The sequence below is a fragment of the Hydrogenophaga sp. NFH-34 genome, assembly GCF_021401345.1.
GTDB classification, from domain to species: domain Bacteria; phylum Pseudomonadota; class Gammaproteobacteria; order Burkholderiales; family Burkholderiaceae_C; genus Hydrogenophaga; species Hydrogenophaga electricum.
In genome coordinates, this window is the sequence record NZ_JACBGE010000028.1 from 23,716 (window position 1) to 41,729 (window position 18,014).

The following is an 18,014-nucleotide window of genomic DNA, read 5'->3' on the forward strand; positions in this document are numbered from 1 at the left end:
TCTTGTGGGCGGCGTGCGCAGCGCGCAGGTGGTCAGTGCCGGGGCTCCAGGCTGGTCGCAATGCCCGCCACGGACGATTGACGGACCCAGTCCGCCGCCCTGGCGATCCCGGCCTGGCGAAGCTGTGCCGTTTGCGCCGGATCGGCCAGCAGCCGAACGATCCAGTCTGCGGCCTCATCCGCGGTCCCGAATACCACCCCACCGCTCCCGGCCACCTCGGTGGCCGCCGTGCCTTGTCGAACCAGCACCGGCAGCCCTTGCTGCATCGCTTCCAGCACCGGGATGCAAAAGCCCTCGTGCAGGCTGGCCGAGACCAGCAAGTCGGCGTCGGCGTAACAGCGATCCAGGGCTTCGTCGCTGACATGGCCACAGAACGTGACCTGTGTCCGCACGCCCAGGGTATCGGCCGTGTCGCGCAGGTGTTGCAGGTAGTCGTCGCTGGTAGCGCCGCCGACCAGGGTCAGCGTGGCCGGAACGCCTTGCTGCACCAGGCTGGCCACGATCCGGATCACGTCTTCCACCCGTTTGTGCGGTGCCAGGCGGCCGACGGTGAGCAGGGACAGTGGTGGCTGCCAGGCGTGCACGGCACGGGCCGGGCGGCGCATCAGGGGCATGTCGGGCGTGATCGGGGGAATGACCGACGTGCGTCCGGCTTCCAGAGGCCGCGGCAGGTGCCTGGCCAGGTCGTCGAGGTTCCAGCGCGAATTGGCGATCAGGTGGTCGAATTCGCCCAGACGCGGCAACTGGGTGATGGCCTTGGCGGACCAGTAGGCAGCCACCGGGTCGTGCTCCAGCAGGAGTTCCACCGGGGTGACCCCGTGGAAGTAGGCCACCTTGCGGCCGGGCAGCGCCATCAGGCGCGGCAACCAGGGCTGGTAGGTGGAATAGCTCAGCAGCAGCACATCGGTCGGCTGGTGCTGGGCGAACAGGGCATCGTAGTTCTGCACGGCCACGTCCGGGCCCACGTCATGGCGCTGGGCGTGCAGCGCGACGGGGCGGTCTTCCCGGGCCAGCGCCCGCGCGAGGTACAGGCAGTGGTTGCCCACCGCATCGCCCGCGCGGATTTCAGGAGCGACGATGCGCAGGGTGCTCATGCCGCGATGGCGCCCAGCTCGCGCAGGCGTTGCGCGTAGCGGCGGGCAATGGCGTCGATGCTGTGGTTGTCGATGATGATCTGGCGTCCGCGCTCGGCCATGGCCTGCGTGCCACTGCGGTCTTCGACGCAGCGGCGCATGGCTTCGGCAGCCAGGCCGATGTCGGGGTCCATCCAGTGCTGGCCCTCGTACTCGGAGTAGTCGCCCTTTTTCAGCGCGACCAGCGGGCCGTCGATGGCGTAGGCCGTGCCCTCGTGGGCAAAGTCCACGCTGCCGGAGTAGTTGGTGGAAATGACCGGTTTGCCCAGGATCATGCTTTCGGCCACCACGCGGCCGAAGCCTTCCGACCGGTGCAGCGACACGAACACGTCCACCGCGTCCAGCAGGGCCAGCATGTCGTTGCGCGAGAGGAATTCGTCGATGACGAAGACCCGTGCGTCCTGGGCCGCCAGGCGCATGAGCTCCTTGTATTCGGCCATGTCGTAGCGGGTGTTCATCATCTTGACCACCAGTTGCACGTCGCGATTGCCGGGCGGGAACGCGGCCTGGAACGCGCGGATGGCACCCATCGGGTTCTTGCGCTGGTACCAGGAATTGCAGTCGAACACCGACAGGAAGGTGAACGGCTGTTCGGGCAGGTCAAAAGACTCGCGCGTGCGGGGGGTGAAGCTGGGCATCTCCACCGCCAGGGGCATGTAGGTCACGGGCTTGTCGGTGACTTCCTGGAACATGTGCTGCACGTAGCGCGACTGGGCCCAGATTTCGTCGGGGATGTTCATCAGCGGGTGCCAGTGCCGGGGCCAGTGGGGCAGTTCCCACTGCCAGCCGCAGATGTTGTAGCGGCCCTGCAGCACGCCGCGCTGCTGCAGAAAGAACAGGCGCAGCGTGTCGGGCGCCGGCATCGTGAGCAGGTTGAAACGGTGCACCGGCGCAGGCCGGATGTGTTCGTTGATCCAGCCGTCCTTGATGACCGCGCAGGCCAGCGGGATGGGGGGCTCGTAGACGGTCGGACGGATGCCCGCCTTGAGCATGGCGCGGGTGGCGGTGCGCGCGTCCTCACCGATGCCGAACTGGCCGGTGGCGAAACCCACGATGTTGATGCCACCTGGCTCGGCCGTGCCAATCGCCGCCACAGGCTGGGCCTCGTAGGCCGGGGCACGGCGAACGGCGTTGGCCAGCAGATCTTCCAGCGGCTTTTGCAGCGGGGTCCAGCAATAGTCGTAGGCTTCGGGCTCGCCAGCCGCCAGACGCGCCACCAGGTCGGGCTGGTTGGCCACCAGCACGGGCGCCAGCTCGGCGAGCCGGGGCAGGTGGGCAATGCGGCCGCCGTGGGCGGTGCTGGGTTCTTGCAGGTAGCGGACCTCTTCGCCGGTCACCGCCAGGAAGCGGTATTCGCGGCACCCCAGCGACAGGCGCCAGTGCAGCATCTGCAACCGGCCCAGCGGCGTGGTCAGGTCGAAGTGGTGCATGTCGGGGCGCACCCGCCAGGCACCCACCATGCCCTTGGTCAGGGGCAGCACGGTGTCCTGTTCGATGCTGGTGTCAGGCTCGAACAGCACCGGGGGAAACACACCGGCCGGCGGCCACACGATGTCGGGCGAAGCGCCGCGCAGCGGGTTTTCCCAGAAGGCCATGGCGCTGACGTAGCCCGCTTCCGTCTTGAAGTGGGCACCCCGGTTTTCTTCCAGGTCCGGCCAGAAGGCGTTCAGCACGGTGAAGAAGTACGGGACTTGGTAACCCGACGGGGTCGGCACGTCCTCGTAGAACCAGGCGGGTTGGGCGGAGGCGGTCTGGGCGGTCTTGGGATCGTTCATGAACGGGAGGGCGCGCAGGGGCCCGGAGAAACCGGGCGTCGAGGCCGCAAGCGGCGCAAAGGCTCAATTATCGCTGCTGGCGCCAGGCGCTCCAGGGCGGCGGTGGCGGCGTCAGCAGACGCCTTCGTAGACCTGCCGGAGCTTGCGCACCACCTGCTGCCAGGCGTAGCGCTCCCAGATCGCTTCCGGCACAGGCCGGGGTGCTGCCGGTTCGGCGCCTTCGCGCAGGCCCTGCCGGATGGCTGCCACGTCGAGCGGGTCGATATAGACCGCCGCTTCGCCGAAGTATTCGCGGGTCGAGCCTTCGGCGGTGATCACCAGACGGCAGCCCTGGGTAGCGGCTTCGAGCGCGGCCAGGCCCGGGGTTTCCAGGGTGCTGGGCAGGCAGAACAGGTCGCAGGCCTGGTAGGCCGAGCGCAGCAGGTCGTCGTGGTGCGGGATCGGGCCCAGATAGCGCACGCGGCCGGGCGGCGCCGCGTCCATCATCTGCTGGAAATAGGCCTGGTCGCGCACATGGCCGATCAGGATGAGCTGGTGGTCGGGCAGCGCGTCCATGGCTTGCGCCAGGCGGGCCTGGTTCTTGCGCGGCTCGATGTTGCCGACGTTGAGCACAAAGCGCCCTTTGACGCCGAAAGCCTGGCGGAACTGGCTGGCATCGGGCCGGTGGCGGAACACCGCGTCGACGCCGTTGTAGACCGACGCGAAGCGATCGCGGTGAATGCGCAACACACGGGCCAGCGTGTCGCTCTCCATCTCGGAGTTGGTGACGATGCGGTCGGCCAGCAACAACTGGGCGCGGATCTCGTCCATGGGGTACTGGTGCTGCGTGGTCTCGGTGATCCACAGGCTGGAGGTGACCACCAGCGGCTTGCCCAGGTTCTTGACGAAGTGGCAGAAGTGCACCGAGCCGCCCACGCAGGAGAAGAAGTGCACCACGTCGTGTTCGGCGAAGCGGGGGTTCCAGAGGTCGAACAGGGTCACGTCGACACCGGCGGCGGGCAGGTGGTCGCGGTAGGCGAGCAACTGCACCTCACCGCCGCCGGGGGTGTGGAAGGCCATGGGGTAGGTGGCGAACAGGGCTTTCATGCGGAATGCGGCCGGAGGTGGACGCCCGTGGGCGTTCAGGAAGACAGCGGGGGGATGGCTTTGAGGGGGACGCGGCGGCTTTCCCGGTGCCCCTGCTTCTTGAAATGGGCGCGTGCGCTGTCCAGCTTGCCTTGCTGTACCGCCACACGGATGTCGGGATGGGCGTCCATGTAGACGGATTCATCAAAAACGAAGCAGCGCTCATCGGGAACGCCGAACCGGGCTTGCCAGGGTTGGAGGGTCGGGTTGACCGGCAGTACCAGTTCGCCGGCTTCGTTCATCCGGGCGGCGATTTCCGCCGGTGCGGTGGTGAAGAACACGTCGTTGTTGCCAGAGAAGCTCAACGATGCTGCCAGGATCTGTCCGATGTCGTAATCCGAGTGTTGGGCCACGATGTCGGGCCAGCGGTAGATGTCGGCTCCGGTGGGGTTGAGCAGCAGCAATTCGCGCTTGATGAAGGGAAAACCCAGCTCGATCAGCTCTTCCCAGAAACTGTGGGTGGCATTGAAGCGCACCTTGAGCGGGGCGGGTGCGACACCGCCAGGGGCTTCGGCAGCGGCGAGCAGCGTTCCGTAGTGATCCATGGCGGTGGCCAGGGTCTTGCGGAACGGAAAAGCCGCAGCAACGGGAAAGCCGTGGTTGAGGAAATACTGGGAGCCGCCGACCTCGTAGTCGAGGATGATTTTCTGCTTGAAGCCCGGCACTTCGGGCGAAAGCAGTTCGACCCGGTCCCAGAACGTGGCGAATGCCGGGCTGCGCAGCACGGGTGTGCCATAGAGGATGAAGAAACTCTGCAGGTGGTAGCTGAAGTCGAACGAGTCGGTCATGCCGAACAGGCCGAAATCATCGTGCGCCGGCAGCAGGGGGGCAAGGGGCTGCAGCGGCCCGAAAACGCTGTCGTTGGTCAGCAGCAGGCGCGACGGTTCGGCCTGCATGTGTCGCAGGAACAGGATGCCGGTTTTGTAGGAGCCGAAGTCGTAGCCGATGTTCTCGCGCAGGATCACCGCAGCCGTCAGTTCGCGCAGCGCTTCCTGGCTTTCCGTGTCCAGACGGGGGCTGGTCGACACGAAGACGACCTGGAAGCCGCAACGCTGCAGTTCTGCCAGATAGCCGCGGACATAGGGCTCTACCGTGCCATGGGGGTCGTAGTGCGAAAAAACACAGAAGGCCGCACGAACGCCCGGACGGAGCTGGGGGTTTTGAAAAAGGACTTGCATGGACGCGAGGAATTGAACGGCAGATGGCGCCGCCCGCATTGTGGATCAGCGGTCGGCGGTGACCGGGAATACATGGGCCAACATGCCGGCCAGCCGCGATTTCCAGGTGTTTTTGGCCACCAGGCGCTCGCACAGGGGCCGGTCGGGCCGGGGGGCCGCCAGGTGCGCAGCGATGGCCTGGCCAAAGGCTGTCGCGTCGTCAGCCACCTGCAGTAACGGCGAATGTTCGGTTTCGGTAAAGGCCAGGCGGGTGGACACGACAGGCACGCCGCTGGCGATGTACTCGAAGTACTTCATCGGGAACATGCTGCGGGTGTAGGTGTTGATGCGTGTGGGCAGCAGCCCGACCGCCAGACCGCGCAGGTAGAGGGGCAGTTGCTGATAGGGCCTGTGGCCCAGCCGGTGCACGTTGGGAAGTCGCGCCATGTCGGCCAGCACCGGGTCGCGCTGGCCTTCCCGCTCATCGCCGATGAGCACAAACTGCCACGACGGGCGTTGTTGGGCCAGTTCGCGCAACAGGGTGAAATCGACCTTGAAGTCGGAGAGGGCGCCCACGTAGCCGATACGGGGTTCGGGGATGGCCTGCAGATCGGCGGGCAAGGGCCCGGCATCGAAAGCCTGGCCAAAATGCTCCAGGTCCACCACGTTGGGAAAGTCGTGCACATGGGGATTGTGTGGGGCGCACTTTTCGAACAGCGCCTGGCTGGTGGTGAACACCGCATCGGCGCGGGTCAGCAGCCGCCGCTCCTCGGCATTGAACGCGGTCGCGTCGATCCCTGGAATGGCGGCCAGGTCGTCGACGCAGTGGTAGACCAGCGGGCCGGTGGTCACGTTGTGCCGGGCCTGCAGGCGGTCCAGTGTTTCCAGCACAAACGGGTGGTAGGTCCAGACCATGGGATGGGCCAGACCCTGCCGGCGCAGAAAGCGGCTCAGTGTCCAGGCCAGGTAGCCCTGGTTGAAGGCGCGGACCCAGGGGTGATGGTGCTTGAAGGGAATGACCAGCGGGGACAGCACCCACAGGCCGGCCCCCACGCGGCGCGGACCACGCAGGCCGCGCACCAGGCGTCGCCACAGCCGGTGCCAGTCGGTGCCGCTGCCCAGTTGGGGAGCCCGCAGCCCGACACTCTCCACGTAGAGCACCTGCCACCCGGCCTTGGCCAGGTGATCGGCAGTGTGCTGCTTGTTGGTCCAGTAGGGGGTGTCCCAGTCTGCGGTGGCGAACAGGAGGCAGGCGCCTGGGGACGTGGCACTGCTGCCGGAGGCTGTGTTCATAGGGTCTTGGCGTGGCATCAAACGCTCAGAAAAGCACCACCGGAAAGAGTCGGTCATTTTACCGTGGGGGCCTCGGCGCGCCTGGGCCGTGGCGGCTTGGCGCGGCAGGGGCTGCTCTAGAATCTGGCGGCGCTTTGCAGGACCCTATCGACCATGAGCCCCACCACCTCGTTTCCCTTCGGCATCGCAGCCATCTCCAGGCCCTGCAGCAGGCCGGGGTCGTGCGCTTTGTTCACGTGCCCACCAGTGCGGGATCGCCCCAGGGCGCGGGCTACCGCATGATCCTGGAGGCCTTTGGTGCCCATGCCGACTGGCTGGCGTTCATGGATGCGGACGAGTTCCTGATGCCCGCCGAGGAGGGCTTCGATCTCGCGGGCTGGTTCCGTGCGCTGGCGGCTCCGGACGTGGGGGCCGTCGCGTTGAACTGGGCGGTGTACGGCTCATCCGGGCGGGTGTACGCGGACGACGGGCCGGTGCAATCGCGCTTCCGGTTCCGTGCACCCGCGTCTTTCGAGTCCCATCATCACGTCAAGTCGATCCTGCGGCTGACGGCGCTGTCGGACAACGTCCGGCCCCACACCTCGTCGCTGCGGCCCGGATTCCGGTACCTGCAGGCCGATGGCCAGGACTTTCGGGTGCGCGATCACTACCAGGACCAGTCGGGAGATGGCCTTTCCCAGCGGTTGTGCTGGTCGCCGGTCCGCGTCAACCATTACGTCATCAAATCCTGGGTGGAGTACTTCTACAAAAAATCCAGCCGGGGCAGTGCCGCCGGGGCCGGGGGGGCTTACCAAGCCGATTTTTTCTACTTTCACGATCACAACGACGTGGAGGATGCGCCCTCCGAAGCCCACCAGGAGCGGGTGCGGCGCGAAGCCGCGTGGATTCGCGAGATGGTGGCGCGGAACGCGCCGGGCCTGCTGGAACGCTTCGATGCGAACCAGCTGCAGCTGCAGGGGTTCAAACCTCCCCCTGGTCTGGTGACCGGGTGTGTGGACGAGGTCTGGTGGGAAGCGGGCACCCTCTGCCTGAAGGGCTGGGCGCTGGTGCGACGCAGTACCTTTCCGCTCGACATGCAGGTGCATGTCAACGGGGTGGGCTGGCCGGTGGCCGAGTGCGTGCGGATGGCGCGACCGGACGTGCGCTTGCACCACCCCAGGGCTCCTCTGGATTGTGGCTTTGTGATCCGCCTGGAGGCTGCTCAGGCGGCGGTGCCGTTGCAGGCACTGCGGGTCGACGTGCCGCCGCTGGCCGGTGTCGAGCCGGAATCGCTGCCGCTGGGGGCATTCGTCGTAAGGGACAGCCTGGTGAGGCCGGTCGGGCTCTGAGTCGCTCCGGCACCACGCAGGGGCGGTCTCCCGCGTCAGAGGTCCTTGCGTGCGTACCGACCCAGTTCGATGGGGCGTGTCCATCGGCCATCCGCGAGGACGGCGCGGGCCGCAATGGCAGAGGTTTGGGACATCGGGGCGGCCTGCCGGAAGCTGGCGATGAAGCCGCAATCGTGGGGGGCCTGCGAAAAGTGCTGCGCCACGTCGGGTCGCGCCTGGGCATGCAGGGTGTGCGAGGGCAACCATTCCGTCTGGTCGACGGACAGCTCCAGTCGCGTGACCGGGTGGTCACCATGAACCAGCAGCCAGCCGGTCAGCAGGACCGACGCAGGGTCTGTCCGGATGTGGTCGACGCAACCGACGTGTGGTGCCGGTGTCTGGTCCTGAAATGAGCGGCGCTGGGTCAGCAGTTCGCGCGTCCACTGTGCGTGGTCGACCTCGGGAGTGGCTGCCCGAATGCGCAGCATTTCCGCTTCCAGCGCCTGCAGGTAGCGCGGATCGGGGCATGTCTGTGTGCCGCCCTTGTCGTGTCCCAGAAAAAACACGTCGTCCAGTGGTGTCGAAGTCATGGCGCGCCCTCGCGCCTGCTTCTTCTGGATGAACTCCTGGTAGGACTTGACGATGTAGTGGTTGACCCGGAAATGGTCCCACTGGATGGCATGGCTGAGGCATTGCGCCAGTGCCGTGTTCGCAGGGAACAGGTCGGGAGAAAAGGTGCGTGGCGCGCCCTGTGTGTGCAGGTATTGGGCACCAGGGTGCAGGGCTACGTTGTGCGATGTCAGAACCGACGATACCGCCCGCGTCCTGGCCAGCGTCTTGATTCCCCGGTTGATGACGTCGTGATGTGGTGCGTGCCAGGTGAAGCGCTTGGTCACCAGCTCGTCCTCGAACACGGCCTGACCCGCGGACCCATAGGTGGCCCAGTTGAGCGCGATGGCGCCCACTTCCGGGTGCTGCTGTTCGAATCGCTGCACAAACCGGAGCAGGCTCCAGTCGTTGCTCATCGGCCAGATGAACTCGTCGGCGTCGATCAGTGCCAGCCACTCCGCATCGTCCCGGTGGCGTTCCAGCAGCATGCTCTAGAAACGGTCGATGCCGATCAGCCGGTGATGTGCCAGCCACTCGACCAGATACGGCGCTTCATTCTTGACGATCGCAATCAGTCCGACGCGCGGAGGGGGCGGATTCTCCATGCGCCGCAGTTTATCTTCAGGCACTGGCCGCGCGGGGCTCTGCCAGTGTTTCGAGGATCCGGGTGCATGCCCGTCCGTCGCCATACGGGTTGGCCCTGGTTGCCAGTTGCTGGCGCAGCGCCGGTTGCGCCAGCCAATGACGCGCTCCGGCCACAATGGCCGCCCGGTCGGTGCCGACCAGCGAGGCAAACCCGGCATCCACGCCTTCGCGGCGTTCGGTGTGTTCGCGCATGACGACACAGGGCACGCCGAAGGAGGGGGCCTCTTCCTGGATGCCTCCGGAGTCGGTGAGGATCAGCACCGAGCGGCTTTGCAGGTAAAGACTGGTCTCGAAGTCGACGGGTTCAAGCAGCCGCAGGTTGTCGACACCCGCCAGCCGAGGCCGGACGATGGCCTGGACCTGCGGATTCAGGTGCACCGGGAACACGAAGCCCAGCGTGGGGTATTCGCGGCACAGGGTCAGCAGGGCATCGCAGATGTTTTCCAGGCCCTGGCCGAAGTTTTCACGGCGGTGGGTGGTCACCAGCACCAGGTCGCGGTCCGGGAACCAGGCGGTTGCCGGACCGCTGTAGGGGCGCTGCTGCCATTGGCGCTTGATCAGTTCCACCGCGTCGATCACGGTGTTGCCACATTGGGTGATGGCCGATGCGGCGATGCCTTCGGCCAGCAGGTTGCGGGTGGCCGGCTCGGTGGGCGTGAAGTGCCAGCGCGCCAGGCGGCTGATCATGGCCCGGTTCATTTCTTCCGGGAACGGGCTGTAAGGGTCGCCCGTGCGCAGGCCGGCTTCGACATGCGCCACCGGGATGCGCTGGTAGAACGCGGCCAGTGCCGCGGCGAAGGCGGTGGTGGTGTCACCCTGCACCATCACCACATCGGGCTGGTGCGCCTGCAGGGCTTCGGTCATGCCCTCGATCAGGCGTGCGGTGAGCGCGGGCAGGGTCTGGTTGGCGCGCATCAGGTCCAGGTCCACGTCGGGCCGGAGGCCGAAGCAGGCCAGCGCCTGGTCCAGCATCTGGCGGTGCTGGCCGGTGGAGCAGACCACGCGCTCGATGCCCGGCATGTCCAGGGCTGCTGCGGCCACGGGGGCGAGCTTGATCACTTCCGGTCGGGTGCCGAACACGATCATGAGCTTCATGCGAGGGTTTCCTGGGTGGTGACGGACACGACCTGGCCGCGGTGGCGCACGGCCAGCGGCCAGCGGTGTGTGGCGCTGGGCCGGGTGATGCAATGACCCTGTGCCAGGGCGTGCACGGTGGTGTGGGCGCGGTCGGACAGGAAGTCGAGTGCGTCGCTGGCGTTGGCCCACAGCACGCGGCCACCCGTTTCGCGGATATGCCCGATGAAGCGGCGATGCGCCTCGACCCGCTCGGCCTCCGATCGCCAGCCGTAGGCATACCGTTCGGAAAACGGGTGGTCCAGATAGCCGAAGAACGCGCCGCCCACCCTTGCCAGGCGGAAGGCTTCGTGGAAGACGCGCAGGGGTTCACCGTCGCTCAGCAGGCAGTCGCCGTGCAGCATGCACTGCTGGCTGTGGCCGATGAAACCCTGGCCCGAGCCGGGCGGGATGCCGGCGCGGGCGGTGAGGAAGTCCGGGTCGTTGCGGATGATGCCGCCGATGCAGCCGGTGTAGCCGGCATCGGCCAGGCCCAGGCGGGCGTACAGCGGCGTCTGGTGGAAGGGCGAGACGGCATGGCGCACGCGGTAGCCGGTGTGGGCCTCGATGACGTCGGCCGACTGCCGCCCTTCGTGGAACGCTGCGTCGTAGCTGCCACCCCAGTCCGGCGCGTGGGTGGCGGTGTGCGAGAGCAGGGCACCGCCGCCGGCCAGCACTTCGCGGGGCAGCGCGTGGTGGCGGGCATCGGCCAGCACGCGCGCGTGCAGCGCGAGGCTGAAGGGCACGTCTTCGGCGCGGTGCAGATCCCACAGCGCACGGGCCGATTCCACGTCTTCGTCGCAGTCCAGCCGCATGGTGACGGCGCTGTCGAAGCCGTGCGGCACCTCGGCCAGCACCGGGGCGCAAGGCAGGGTGTCGGCGCGGTGGCAGGAGAAAAAATCCTCCACCAGGCGCCATTCCTGCGAGTCGATCGGGCCGGCGGCGCGGTTGAACCAGAGCACGCTGGCGCCGGGCAGGTCCCAGAGTCCCGCGTAGCCGCACAGGGGCAGGTCGCCCAGGCGTGCTGCGGCCAGTTCGTGAGCGGTGGGCAACTGGGCGTTCTGGGCAATGCTCCAGGGCGTGCCGTCGGCGGTGATGGCGCCGTAGCCCAGGTTGTTCCATTCGTCGGCGAAGTCGTGGCGCCGGAACGGGCGCACCGCCATGGCAGGTGCCTGGCCGGCGATGCGGGGGGCATTGGCCGGATAGACCACCCGCGCCACACTCTCCGCATACCCGCCGGCGGTGGCGGGCGGGCACAGGGTGTGGCCGGCCCAGTCGGCCGGCCATTCGGCGGGCAGTTGCACGCCCAGGGCGGTGGCCAGTCCGTGCGAAAGGCGGCCCAGCAGCAGCAGTTTGGCGGGCCGGCGCGTCAGGGCCAGCAGCGCCTCGGTCCATTCCTCGCGGGGGTGGATCACCACGTGGAGCGCGTGCGCCGGGTCCGCGAGCGCACCGAGGCTGCCGAGCGCGGCCGAGCCCTGGCCACCGCTGCGCAGCCAGGCCGAGAGCACCAGTTGCGCGATGTCCTGGTAGGGGCCGGGAGCGAGAACGTGAAGCATGCGCGCCGCGTCAGCCCGTGACCACGTGCCGGAACTTGGCGCGGCTGCCCACGCGCACCAGGTCGGCATGCTGCACGAACTGCAGGTCGAAGGCACCAGGCCAGTACGCCTGCACGCGCTCGGTGATCTGTTCGGCGTTGCCGTGGGTGTCGACCACGATGCGCAGCACCGGTGGTGCGCTGCGCAGGTCGATCTGGAATTCCTGGATGCCGCCCACGCGGTGGTCGAGCACGTCCTGGATGTGGTGCGTGGCGTGGGGCACGCCGTTGATGGGCACCATGTCGTGGATGCGCCCGATCACTTCGGTCAGGTAGACGCCCGTCTCGCGCTGTTCGACGCGGCCGAGGTCGCCGCTGCGGTAGCGGATCAGCGGCATGAGCCGGTTGCGAAGGGCCGTGAAGGTGAGTTCACCGCGGTCGCTGCCCACAGTGGCGTTGTCCACAGGGGCCATTTCGCACCAGGCCTCGGAGTCGAGCAACTGCATGCCCGGCATGCCTTCTTCGAGCTCGTAGGCCACCACGCCCAGCTCGGCCAGGCCGTAGCGGTTGACCACGCGGCACTGCAACGCCTGCGCGATTTTGTGCCGCTGGTAGTCTTCCATCAGTTCGCCGCTGGACTCGAAGATGCGGAAGGCCCGGGCGCTGCCACGGGTCTTTTCGATGTGGCAGGCCAGGGCGTAGATGGTCGATGGGTGGCCGTGGATCAGGTAGGGGCGGCGGCGCAGCAGCGTGGCCCAGATCTCTTCGAGCCCGGCGTCGTCGAGCGCGCCGAAGAAGATGTTGCTGCGGTTCATCGCGAAGCACTTGAAGTCTTCGCGCGAGGGCCAGGGCGGGACCAGGTCGCCCGGAAAGCGGCAGGCGAAGTGCAGCTCGGGCTTGCGCTGGGTCTTGCCCACACGCTGGCGGCAGTACAGCGTGACCGCGGCCGAATGGTCGGCGGCGGGCTGGTCGTAGTGGATCACGCAGGACTGGCCGGTCGAGCCGCCGGTCTTGCAGGCGTGGTGGCGGACCTCGGCCAGCGGGCGCGAGAGCAGGCGATCGCCCTGTTCGCGGATGATGTCCTTGGTCAGCCAGGGCAGGTCTTGCAGCCAGCGCAGGTCCTGGCGCAGTTTGTCGGGGTCGAAGCCGAGCGCGCAAAAGGTGTCCCGGTAGTAGGGCACGGCCTGCATCGCGAAGGCCACGGTGTCGGCGACGCGGTCCCGCACGCCCTGCAGGCGCTGGGCAAAGGGCACACGGTAGTGGCGTTGCAGCTCGGTCAGCTTGGGCCGGACCTCGCGCCGCTCCATGTGCTCGGCCACGGGGTAAGCCAGGTGGGCACTGATCAGGCCTTTGACCGCCCGCAGGGGCTGCCGGGCACCGACCCACTCCAGGTAGGGCAGGGCCGGGTGATCGGCTTTGAGGTTCAGGGGCATGGGCTTTTCGGGCGCGGCCGCGTCAGACCACGGGCTCGGCGGGCTGCGCCAACTCGGCGGGTGCCGCCTCCGGCGGCGGGGCCACCACCGGTTCGTCGGCAATGATGCGGCCGTGCTCGAGCTGCAGTTTGCGGTTGCAGATGGACTGAATCAGCTCGGGGTTGTGCGAGGCGATCACCAGGATGGAGGCCTTGTCGACCAAATCCTTGAGGCGCTTGGCCGCCTTGTCGCGGAACGAGGCGTCGCCCACGCTGAGCCACTCGTCCATGATGAGGATGTCGGCGTCGATGCTGGTGGAAATGGCAAAGGTCAGGCGCAGCAGCATGCCGCTGGAATAGGTGCGCACCGGCAGGTTGAGGTAGTCGCCCAGTTCGGTGAACTCGGCGATCTCGTCGATGCGTTCCTTGATGCGCGCAGGTTTAAGGCCGCTCATGATGCCGCGCAGGTAGATGTTCTCGAAGCCGGTGGCGTCGGGGTCGACCCCGGAGGACACTTCCAGCAACGAAGCGGTGCGGCCCTGCACGTCCAGCCGGCCGCGCGTGGGCGAATAGATGCCGGTGAGCACGCGCAGCAGGGTGGTCTTGCCCGAGCCGTTGTGGCCCACCAGGCCGATGCGGTCGCCGTCGCGGATCTCGAAGTTCAGGTCGTTGAGCGCGGTCACCACCGGGTGGTTGCCCGCATCCTTGCCGATGACCCCGCCGGTGGAGAGGTTCAGCACGGCTTTTTTCAGCGACCGGTGAGAGTTCTCGAAGATCGGGAATTCGACGAACAGGTTGTGGGCGGAAATGCTCGCGGTCATGTCAGATCCAGTAGGCCAGGCGGTGGCGGGCGGTCTTCATCAGGGCCTGCGCAATCGCGAAGCCGACCACCACCATGCCGATGGCCCAGACCCACGAGATGGGGTCGATGGGCTCACCGATCATGGGCGCGCGCACGATCTCGATGAGGTGGTACAGCGGGTTGTAGTGGGCAATCCAGGCACGCTCCTTGAGCAGCGTGGGCGCCCACATGATGGGGGTGAAGAAGAACGCCACCTGCAGGATGTTGGCCACGATGGGCAGCAGGTCGCGGTAGCGCAGGCACAGAATGCCCAGCACGATGCCGATCCAGGTGGCGGTCAGCAGCAGCAGGAACAGCCCGGGAATGATGAGGATGAAGTCGGCATTCGGGCGGTTGCCCAGGGCCAGCGACAGGATCATCACTGGCGGCAGGCTGTGCAGCAGGATGCAGAAGTTGCGCCAGACGATGCGGCAGACGTGGATGGTCGCGGGCATGCGGATCTGCTTCATCAGGAAGCTGCCGCTGATGAAGGCGTTGGAGCCTTCGGTGATGCTGGTCGACAGGTATTGCCACAGCACCAGACCGACCCCCAGGAAGGGCAGGTATTGCGAAATCTCTTGCTTGAGCAGTTCGGAGTACAGGAAGCCCAGCACCCCGATCATGATGAAGGTGCTGAGCGTGAACCAGAACGGGCCCAGCACCGAGCGGCGGTAGCGCTGGCGGATGTCGTGCCAGCCCAGCACGCCCCAGACGTGCACGTTGCGCATGGCGACCCAGATGTCGGTGCGGCCATCGTGGTGGTACCAGTCCTCGGGCACTTCCGGGATCTGATGGGCAGGGGCCTGCGCGGGCGTGGCCCCTTCAGGCTGCAGGAGTTCGGCCATATTTGTCCTCGAAACGGACGATGTCGTCTTCGCCCAGGTAAGCGCCGCTTTGCACTTCGATCATCACCAGCAGTTCCTGGCCCGGGTTGGTCAGGCGGTGCCGGTGTTCGGCCGGGATGTAGGTGGATTCGTTGGCGTGCAGCAGGAAGGTGCGGTCGCCGTTGGTGACCTCGGCCAGGCCGCTGACCACGATCCAGTGCTCGTTGCGGTGGTGATGCAGCTGCAGGCTGAGGCTGGCGCCGGGCAGCACTTCGATGCGCTTGAGCTTGTAGCGCTCGCCCTCGCCCAGGACGGTGTACGTGCCCCAGGGGCGGGCCACGGTCTGGTGGAACTGGGCTGCCGGGTGCTGGCGCTGCTTGAGCTGGGCCACCACCTCGCGCACGTCCTGCACGCGGTCGGCATCGGCCACCAGCAGGGCATCGGGCGTGTCGACGATGACCAGATTGCGTGTGCCCACGGCGGCCACCACGCGCTGTTCGCCATGGACGTAGGTGCTGTCGGCGTCGACGAACACCGCGTCCGAGGTGGCGCGGTTCTGGCGCGCATCGGCGGGCGACAGGTCGCGCACCGCGGTCCAGGAGCCGATGTCGGACCAGCCGATGTCGGCCGGCACCACCGCCACGCGGTCGGAGCGCTCCATCAGGGCGTGGTCGATCGAGATCGAGGGCACGGCCTGGTAGGCGGCATCAGGGATTTCCAGCCCGTGCACGCCGCCCAACTCGCGCGACTTCAGGTCGGTCGCGCAGCGGCGGCAGGCTTCGAGCACGTCCGGGGCGTGGCGGGACAGCTCGTCGAGGACGGTGCGCACGCCCAGGCAGAACATGCCGGAATTCCAGAGGTATTCGCCCGAGGCCAGATAGGCCTGTGCCTGGGCCAGTGGGGGCTTCTCCACGAAGCGCGAGACGGCGTGGCCGTTCGCCAGCGGGGCGCCTTTCTGGATGTAGCCGAAGCCGGTTTCGGGGCGGTCCGGCACGATGCCGAAGGTCACCAGATGGCCTTGTTCGGCCAGGGAGTGGGCCTGGGCCACGGCGGCCTGGAAAGCCGGCACATCCTGCACCAGGTGGTCGGCGGGCAGCACCAGCATCACGGCGTCGGCGCCGCGTGTCTGCGCCAGGTGCAGGGCCGCCATGGCGATGGCGCCGGCGGTGTTGCGGCCACTGGCTTCCAGCAGGAAATCGCCGCCGGTGACGCCGGCTTCCTGCAGCGTGTCGCGGCTGAGGAAGAAGTACTCGCGGTTGGTGACGGTCAGCGGGGCCTGACCCTGGCTGGCCAGGGCGGCGCGGGCGTAGGTCTTGCGCAACAGGCTTTCGCCGTCGGGCATGGCCATGAAGGGTTTGGGATGGGCTTCGCGCGAAACCGGCCACAGGCGGGAGCCGGTGCCGCCGGAAAGCACCACGGGGACGAGAGGAGAGGGCATGCGAGATGAATCCTAGGTTCCGGGCGGGATAACCCGCAATGGTACCGCTCAGCCAGCGGCGACGGTTTCGTAGAGGCCGCGATAGGCCTGCGCCATGGCGGCCGGGGTGAAGTCGCGCAGGTAGCGTTCCCGGGCCTGCGCGCCCAGGGTGTGCGCCAGGGCGGGCTGGGTCAGCAGGCGGTTGAGGGCGGTGGCGAGCGCGGCCGGGTCTTCGGGGGGGACCACGAAGCCGCTCACGCCGTCCTGGTTGACCCAGGACGTGCCGGAGCCGATTTCGCAACTGACCTGGGGTTTGCCGTGCATCGCCGCTTCCAGCAGCACCATGCCGTAGGCTTCCGACCGCAGGTGCGAGGGCAGCGCCAGGGCCGTGCAGTGGCGCAGCAGCGTGTGCTTGTCGCTTTCGTTGACCAGGCCGGCAAAGTGCACGTTGTCCAGTCCCAGGGCCGCGACCTGGGCGCGCAGTGCGGCTTCTTCCGGGCCATTGCCGGCCAGGACCACGGCGCCCTGGATCTGCCGCGCGGCCTCCACCAGCACATGCAGGCCCTTGTAGTAGCGCAGCACGCCGAGCGACATCACATACGGCCGGCCCTGCAGCGACAGCCGCTGCAGGATGTCGGTGTCCGCGGCCAGTTCGGGTTCGGCCGTCGCATCGGCCATGCACAGGGGGATGGCGTGCAACCGTTCGGGCCGCACGAAGCGCGTCAGCACCGGGCTGGTCTGGGCGTAGCGCGGCGAGGTGGCCACCACCGCGTCCATGCGGCCGAGGGTCCAGCGCATCAGCGGGTGGTACAGCTTGCCCAGCACCTTCTGCTTGACGATGTCCGAGTGGTAGGTCATCACCCGGGGTTTGCCCTGCGGGCTCAGCAGATCCAGCAGATCGGCGAACGGCCAGGGATAGTGCAGGTGCACGATGTCGGCCCAGCGCACGTTGCGGGCATAACGCCAGAAGGCTTCGGGGCCGCCCAGGTCGCAGGAGGCGGGGGCTGCATACGAACGGGCGCGGTGCACCGCGCCTTCGGGCCGGTCGATCACCGGGGGCTGCGGCTGGGGCGAGAGCGTGAAGATGCGGGACTCGACGCCCAGCGTCTGGCACCCCGCCGCGATCTGCCGGATGGCCTGCTGCAGGCCGCCGGGCGGATCGGGGTAGTAGGTGCGGTAGACGTGCAGGACCTTCATGGACGCGGGAAACACGCCGCCACCCCGGGGACCCGGGGCATCAGCTGGCCGGTAGGGGTCAGTCGAACAGGTCGGCCGTTTTCAGGGTGGCCGCCGCCTGGTCCTTGCCCGAGAGGATGGGCGTGACGTCGGTGGTCCAGTCGATCGCCAGATCCGGGTCGTTCCAGAGGATGCTGCGCTCGAAGGCCGGGGCGTAGTAGTCGGTGGTCTTGTAGAGGAATTCGGCCGTGTCGCTGAGCACCACAAACCCGTGGGCAAAACCTTCCGGGACCCACAGCTGGTGCTTGTTTTCGGCGCTCAGCAAGGCGCCGACCCATTTCCCGAAGGTGGGCGAGGACTTGCGGATGTCGACCGCGACATCGAACACCGCACCTTGCGCCACGCGGACCAGCTTGCCCTGGGGCTGCTGGATCTGGTAGTGCAGGCCACGCAGCACGCCCTTGACCGACTTGGAGTGGTTGTCCTGCACGAAGCGGGCCGGCCGGCCAATGGCTTCCTCGAAGCGGGCGTGGTTGAAGCTCTCGAAAAAGAAGCCCCGGTCGTCGCCAAACACCTTGGGCTCGAACAGGATGACTTCAGGGATCGCGAGGGGGGTGGCTTTCATGGGGTGGTGCGGTGGGCGGCAGGGCTTGC

The 18,014-nt window shown here is 67.4% G+C and carries 16 protein-coding genes; 1 reads left to right on the top strand and 15 read right to left on the bottom strand.

Going from position 1 to position 18,014, the window contains the following annotated elements:
* Positions 1 to 32 precede the first annotated feature (32 nt).
* From L0977_RS21715 to L0977_RS21735, 5 genes are all read right to left on the bottom strand, one after another.
* Positions 33 to 1,094, bottom strand: a complete 1,062-nt coding sequence (locus tag L0977_RS21715; protein WP_234266980.1) for a glycosyltransferase — start codon at positions 1,092 to 1,094, stop codon at positions 33 to 35.
* A complete protein-coding gene (locus tag L0977_RS21720) occupies positions 1,091 to 2,908 on the bottom strand; it encodes a glycosyltransferase family 4 protein (protein WP_234266981.1) in 1,818 nt (605 codons plus the stop codon). The genes L0977_RS21715 and L0977_RS21720 overlap by 4 nt, the downstream gene beginning before the upstream one ends.
* A 111-nt stretch (positions 2,909 to 3,019) precedes the next feature.
* Complete coding sequence (locus L0977_RS21725) at positions 3,020 to 3,994, bottom strand: glycosyltransferase (RefSeq protein ID WP_234266983.1); 975 nt, start codon at positions 3,992 to 3,994, stop codon at positions 3,020 to 3,022.
* 35 nt (positions 3,995 to 4,029) lie between these two features.
* On the bottom strand, positions 4,030 to 5,211 hold the full coding sequence (locus L0977_RS21730) for a rhamnan synthesis F family protein (protein WP_234266984.1): 1,182 nt from the start codon (positions 5,209 to 5,211) through the stop codon (positions 4,030 to 4,032).
* 45 nt (positions 5,212 to 5,256) lie between these two features.
* A complete protein-coding gene (locus tag L0977_RS21735; RefSeq protein ID WP_234266985.1) occupies positions 5,257 to 6,483 on the bottom strand; it encodes a glycosyltransferase in 1,227 nt (408 codons plus the stop codon).
* A 278-nt stretch (positions 6,484 to 6,761) separates the two neighbouring features.
* Between L0977_RS21735 and L0977_RS21740 the strand changes: the two genes are divergently transcribed.
* Positions 6,762 to 7,811, top strand: coding sequence for a hypothetical protein (locus tag L0977_RS21740; RefSeq protein WP_234266986.1), 1,050 nt, complete (start codon positions 6,762 to 6,764; stop codon positions 7,809 to 7,811).
* A 35-nt stretch (positions 7,812 to 7,846) separates the two neighbouring features.
* On the opposite strand, the gene L0977_RS21745 is transcribed toward L0977_RS21740, so the two are convergent.
* Genes L0977_RS21745 through rfbC form a run of 10 tightly spaced genes read right to left on the bottom strand, consistent with a single transcriptional unit; the run spans position 7,847 to position 17,985 of the window.
* Positions 7,847 to 8,887 (bottom strand): hypothetical protein, encoded by a 1,041-nt coding sequence (locus tag L0977_RS21745; RefSeq protein ID WP_234266987.1) that lies wholly within the window; start codon positions 8,885 to 8,887, stop codon positions 7,847 to 7,849.
* A 3-nt stretch (positions 8,888 to 8,890) separates the two neighbouring features.
* Entirely contained in the window at positions 8,891 to 9,004 is a 114-nt protein-coding gene (locus L0977_RS21750) for a glycosyltransferase family 2 protein (RefSeq protein WP_234266988.1), read from the bottom strand.
* A gap of 16 nt (positions 9,005 to 9,020) precedes the next feature.
* The gene (wecB, locus tag L0977_RS21755) at positions 9,021 to 10,139 is read right to left on the bottom strand and encodes a non-hydrolyzing UDP-N-acetylglucosamine 2-epimerase (protein WP_234266990.1); all 1,119 of its coding nucleotides are present in this window, start codon (positions 10,137 to 10,139) and stop codon (positions 9,021 to 9,023) included.
* On the bottom strand, positions 10,136 to 11,713 hold the full coding sequence (locus L0977_RS21760; protein ID WP_234266991.1) for a polysaccharide deacetylase: 1,578 nt from the start codon (positions 11,711 to 11,713) through the stop codon (positions 10,136 to 10,138). The genes wecB and L0977_RS21760 overlap by 4 nt, the downstream gene beginning before the upstream one ends.
* A gap of 10 nt (positions 11,714 to 11,723) precedes the next feature.
* Positions 11,724 to 13,124 (bottom strand): phenylacetate--CoA ligase family protein, encoded by a 1,401-nt coding sequence (locus L0977_RS21765; protein WP_234266992.1) that lies wholly within the window; start codon positions 13,122 to 13,124, stop codon positions 11,724 to 11,726.
* A gap of 22 nt (positions 13,125 to 13,146) precedes the next feature.
* The gene (locus tag L0977_RS21770) at positions 13,147 to 13,923 is read right to left on the bottom strand and encodes an ABC transporter ATP-binding protein (protein ID WP_234266993.1); all 777 of its coding nucleotides are present in this window, start codon (positions 13,921 to 13,923) and stop codon (positions 13,147 to 13,149) included.
* A gap of 1 nt (position 13,924) precedes the next feature.
* Positions 13,925 to 14,788, bottom strand: coding sequence for an ABC transporter permease (locus tag L0977_RS21775; protein WP_234266994.1), 864 nt, complete (start codon positions 14,786 to 14,788; stop codon positions 13,925 to 13,927).
* A complete protein-coding gene (locus tag L0977_RS21780; RefSeq protein WP_234266995.1) occupies positions 14,766 to 16,205 on the bottom strand; it encodes a mannose-1-phosphate guanylyltransferase/mannose-6-phosphate isomerase in 1,440 nt (479 codons plus the stop codon). Before L0977_RS21780 ends, L0977_RS21775 begins: the two co-directional genes overlap by 23 nt.
* Positions 16,206 to 16,253: 48 nt before the next feature.
* Positions 16,254 to 17,381, bottom strand: a complete 1,128-nt coding sequence (locus tag L0977_RS21785) for a glycosyltransferase (protein WP_234266996.1) — start codon at positions 17,379 to 17,381, stop codon at positions 16,254 to 16,256.
* A 58-nt stretch (positions 17,382 to 17,439) separates the two neighbouring features.
* Positions 17,440 to 17,985, bottom strand: coding sequence for a dTDP-4-dehydrorhamnose 3,5-epimerase (gene rfbC / locus L0977_RS21790; RefSeq protein ID WP_234266997.1), 546 nt, complete (start codon positions 17,983 to 17,985; stop codon positions 17,440 to 17,442).
* Positions 17,986 to 18,014 lie beyond the last annotated feature (29 nt).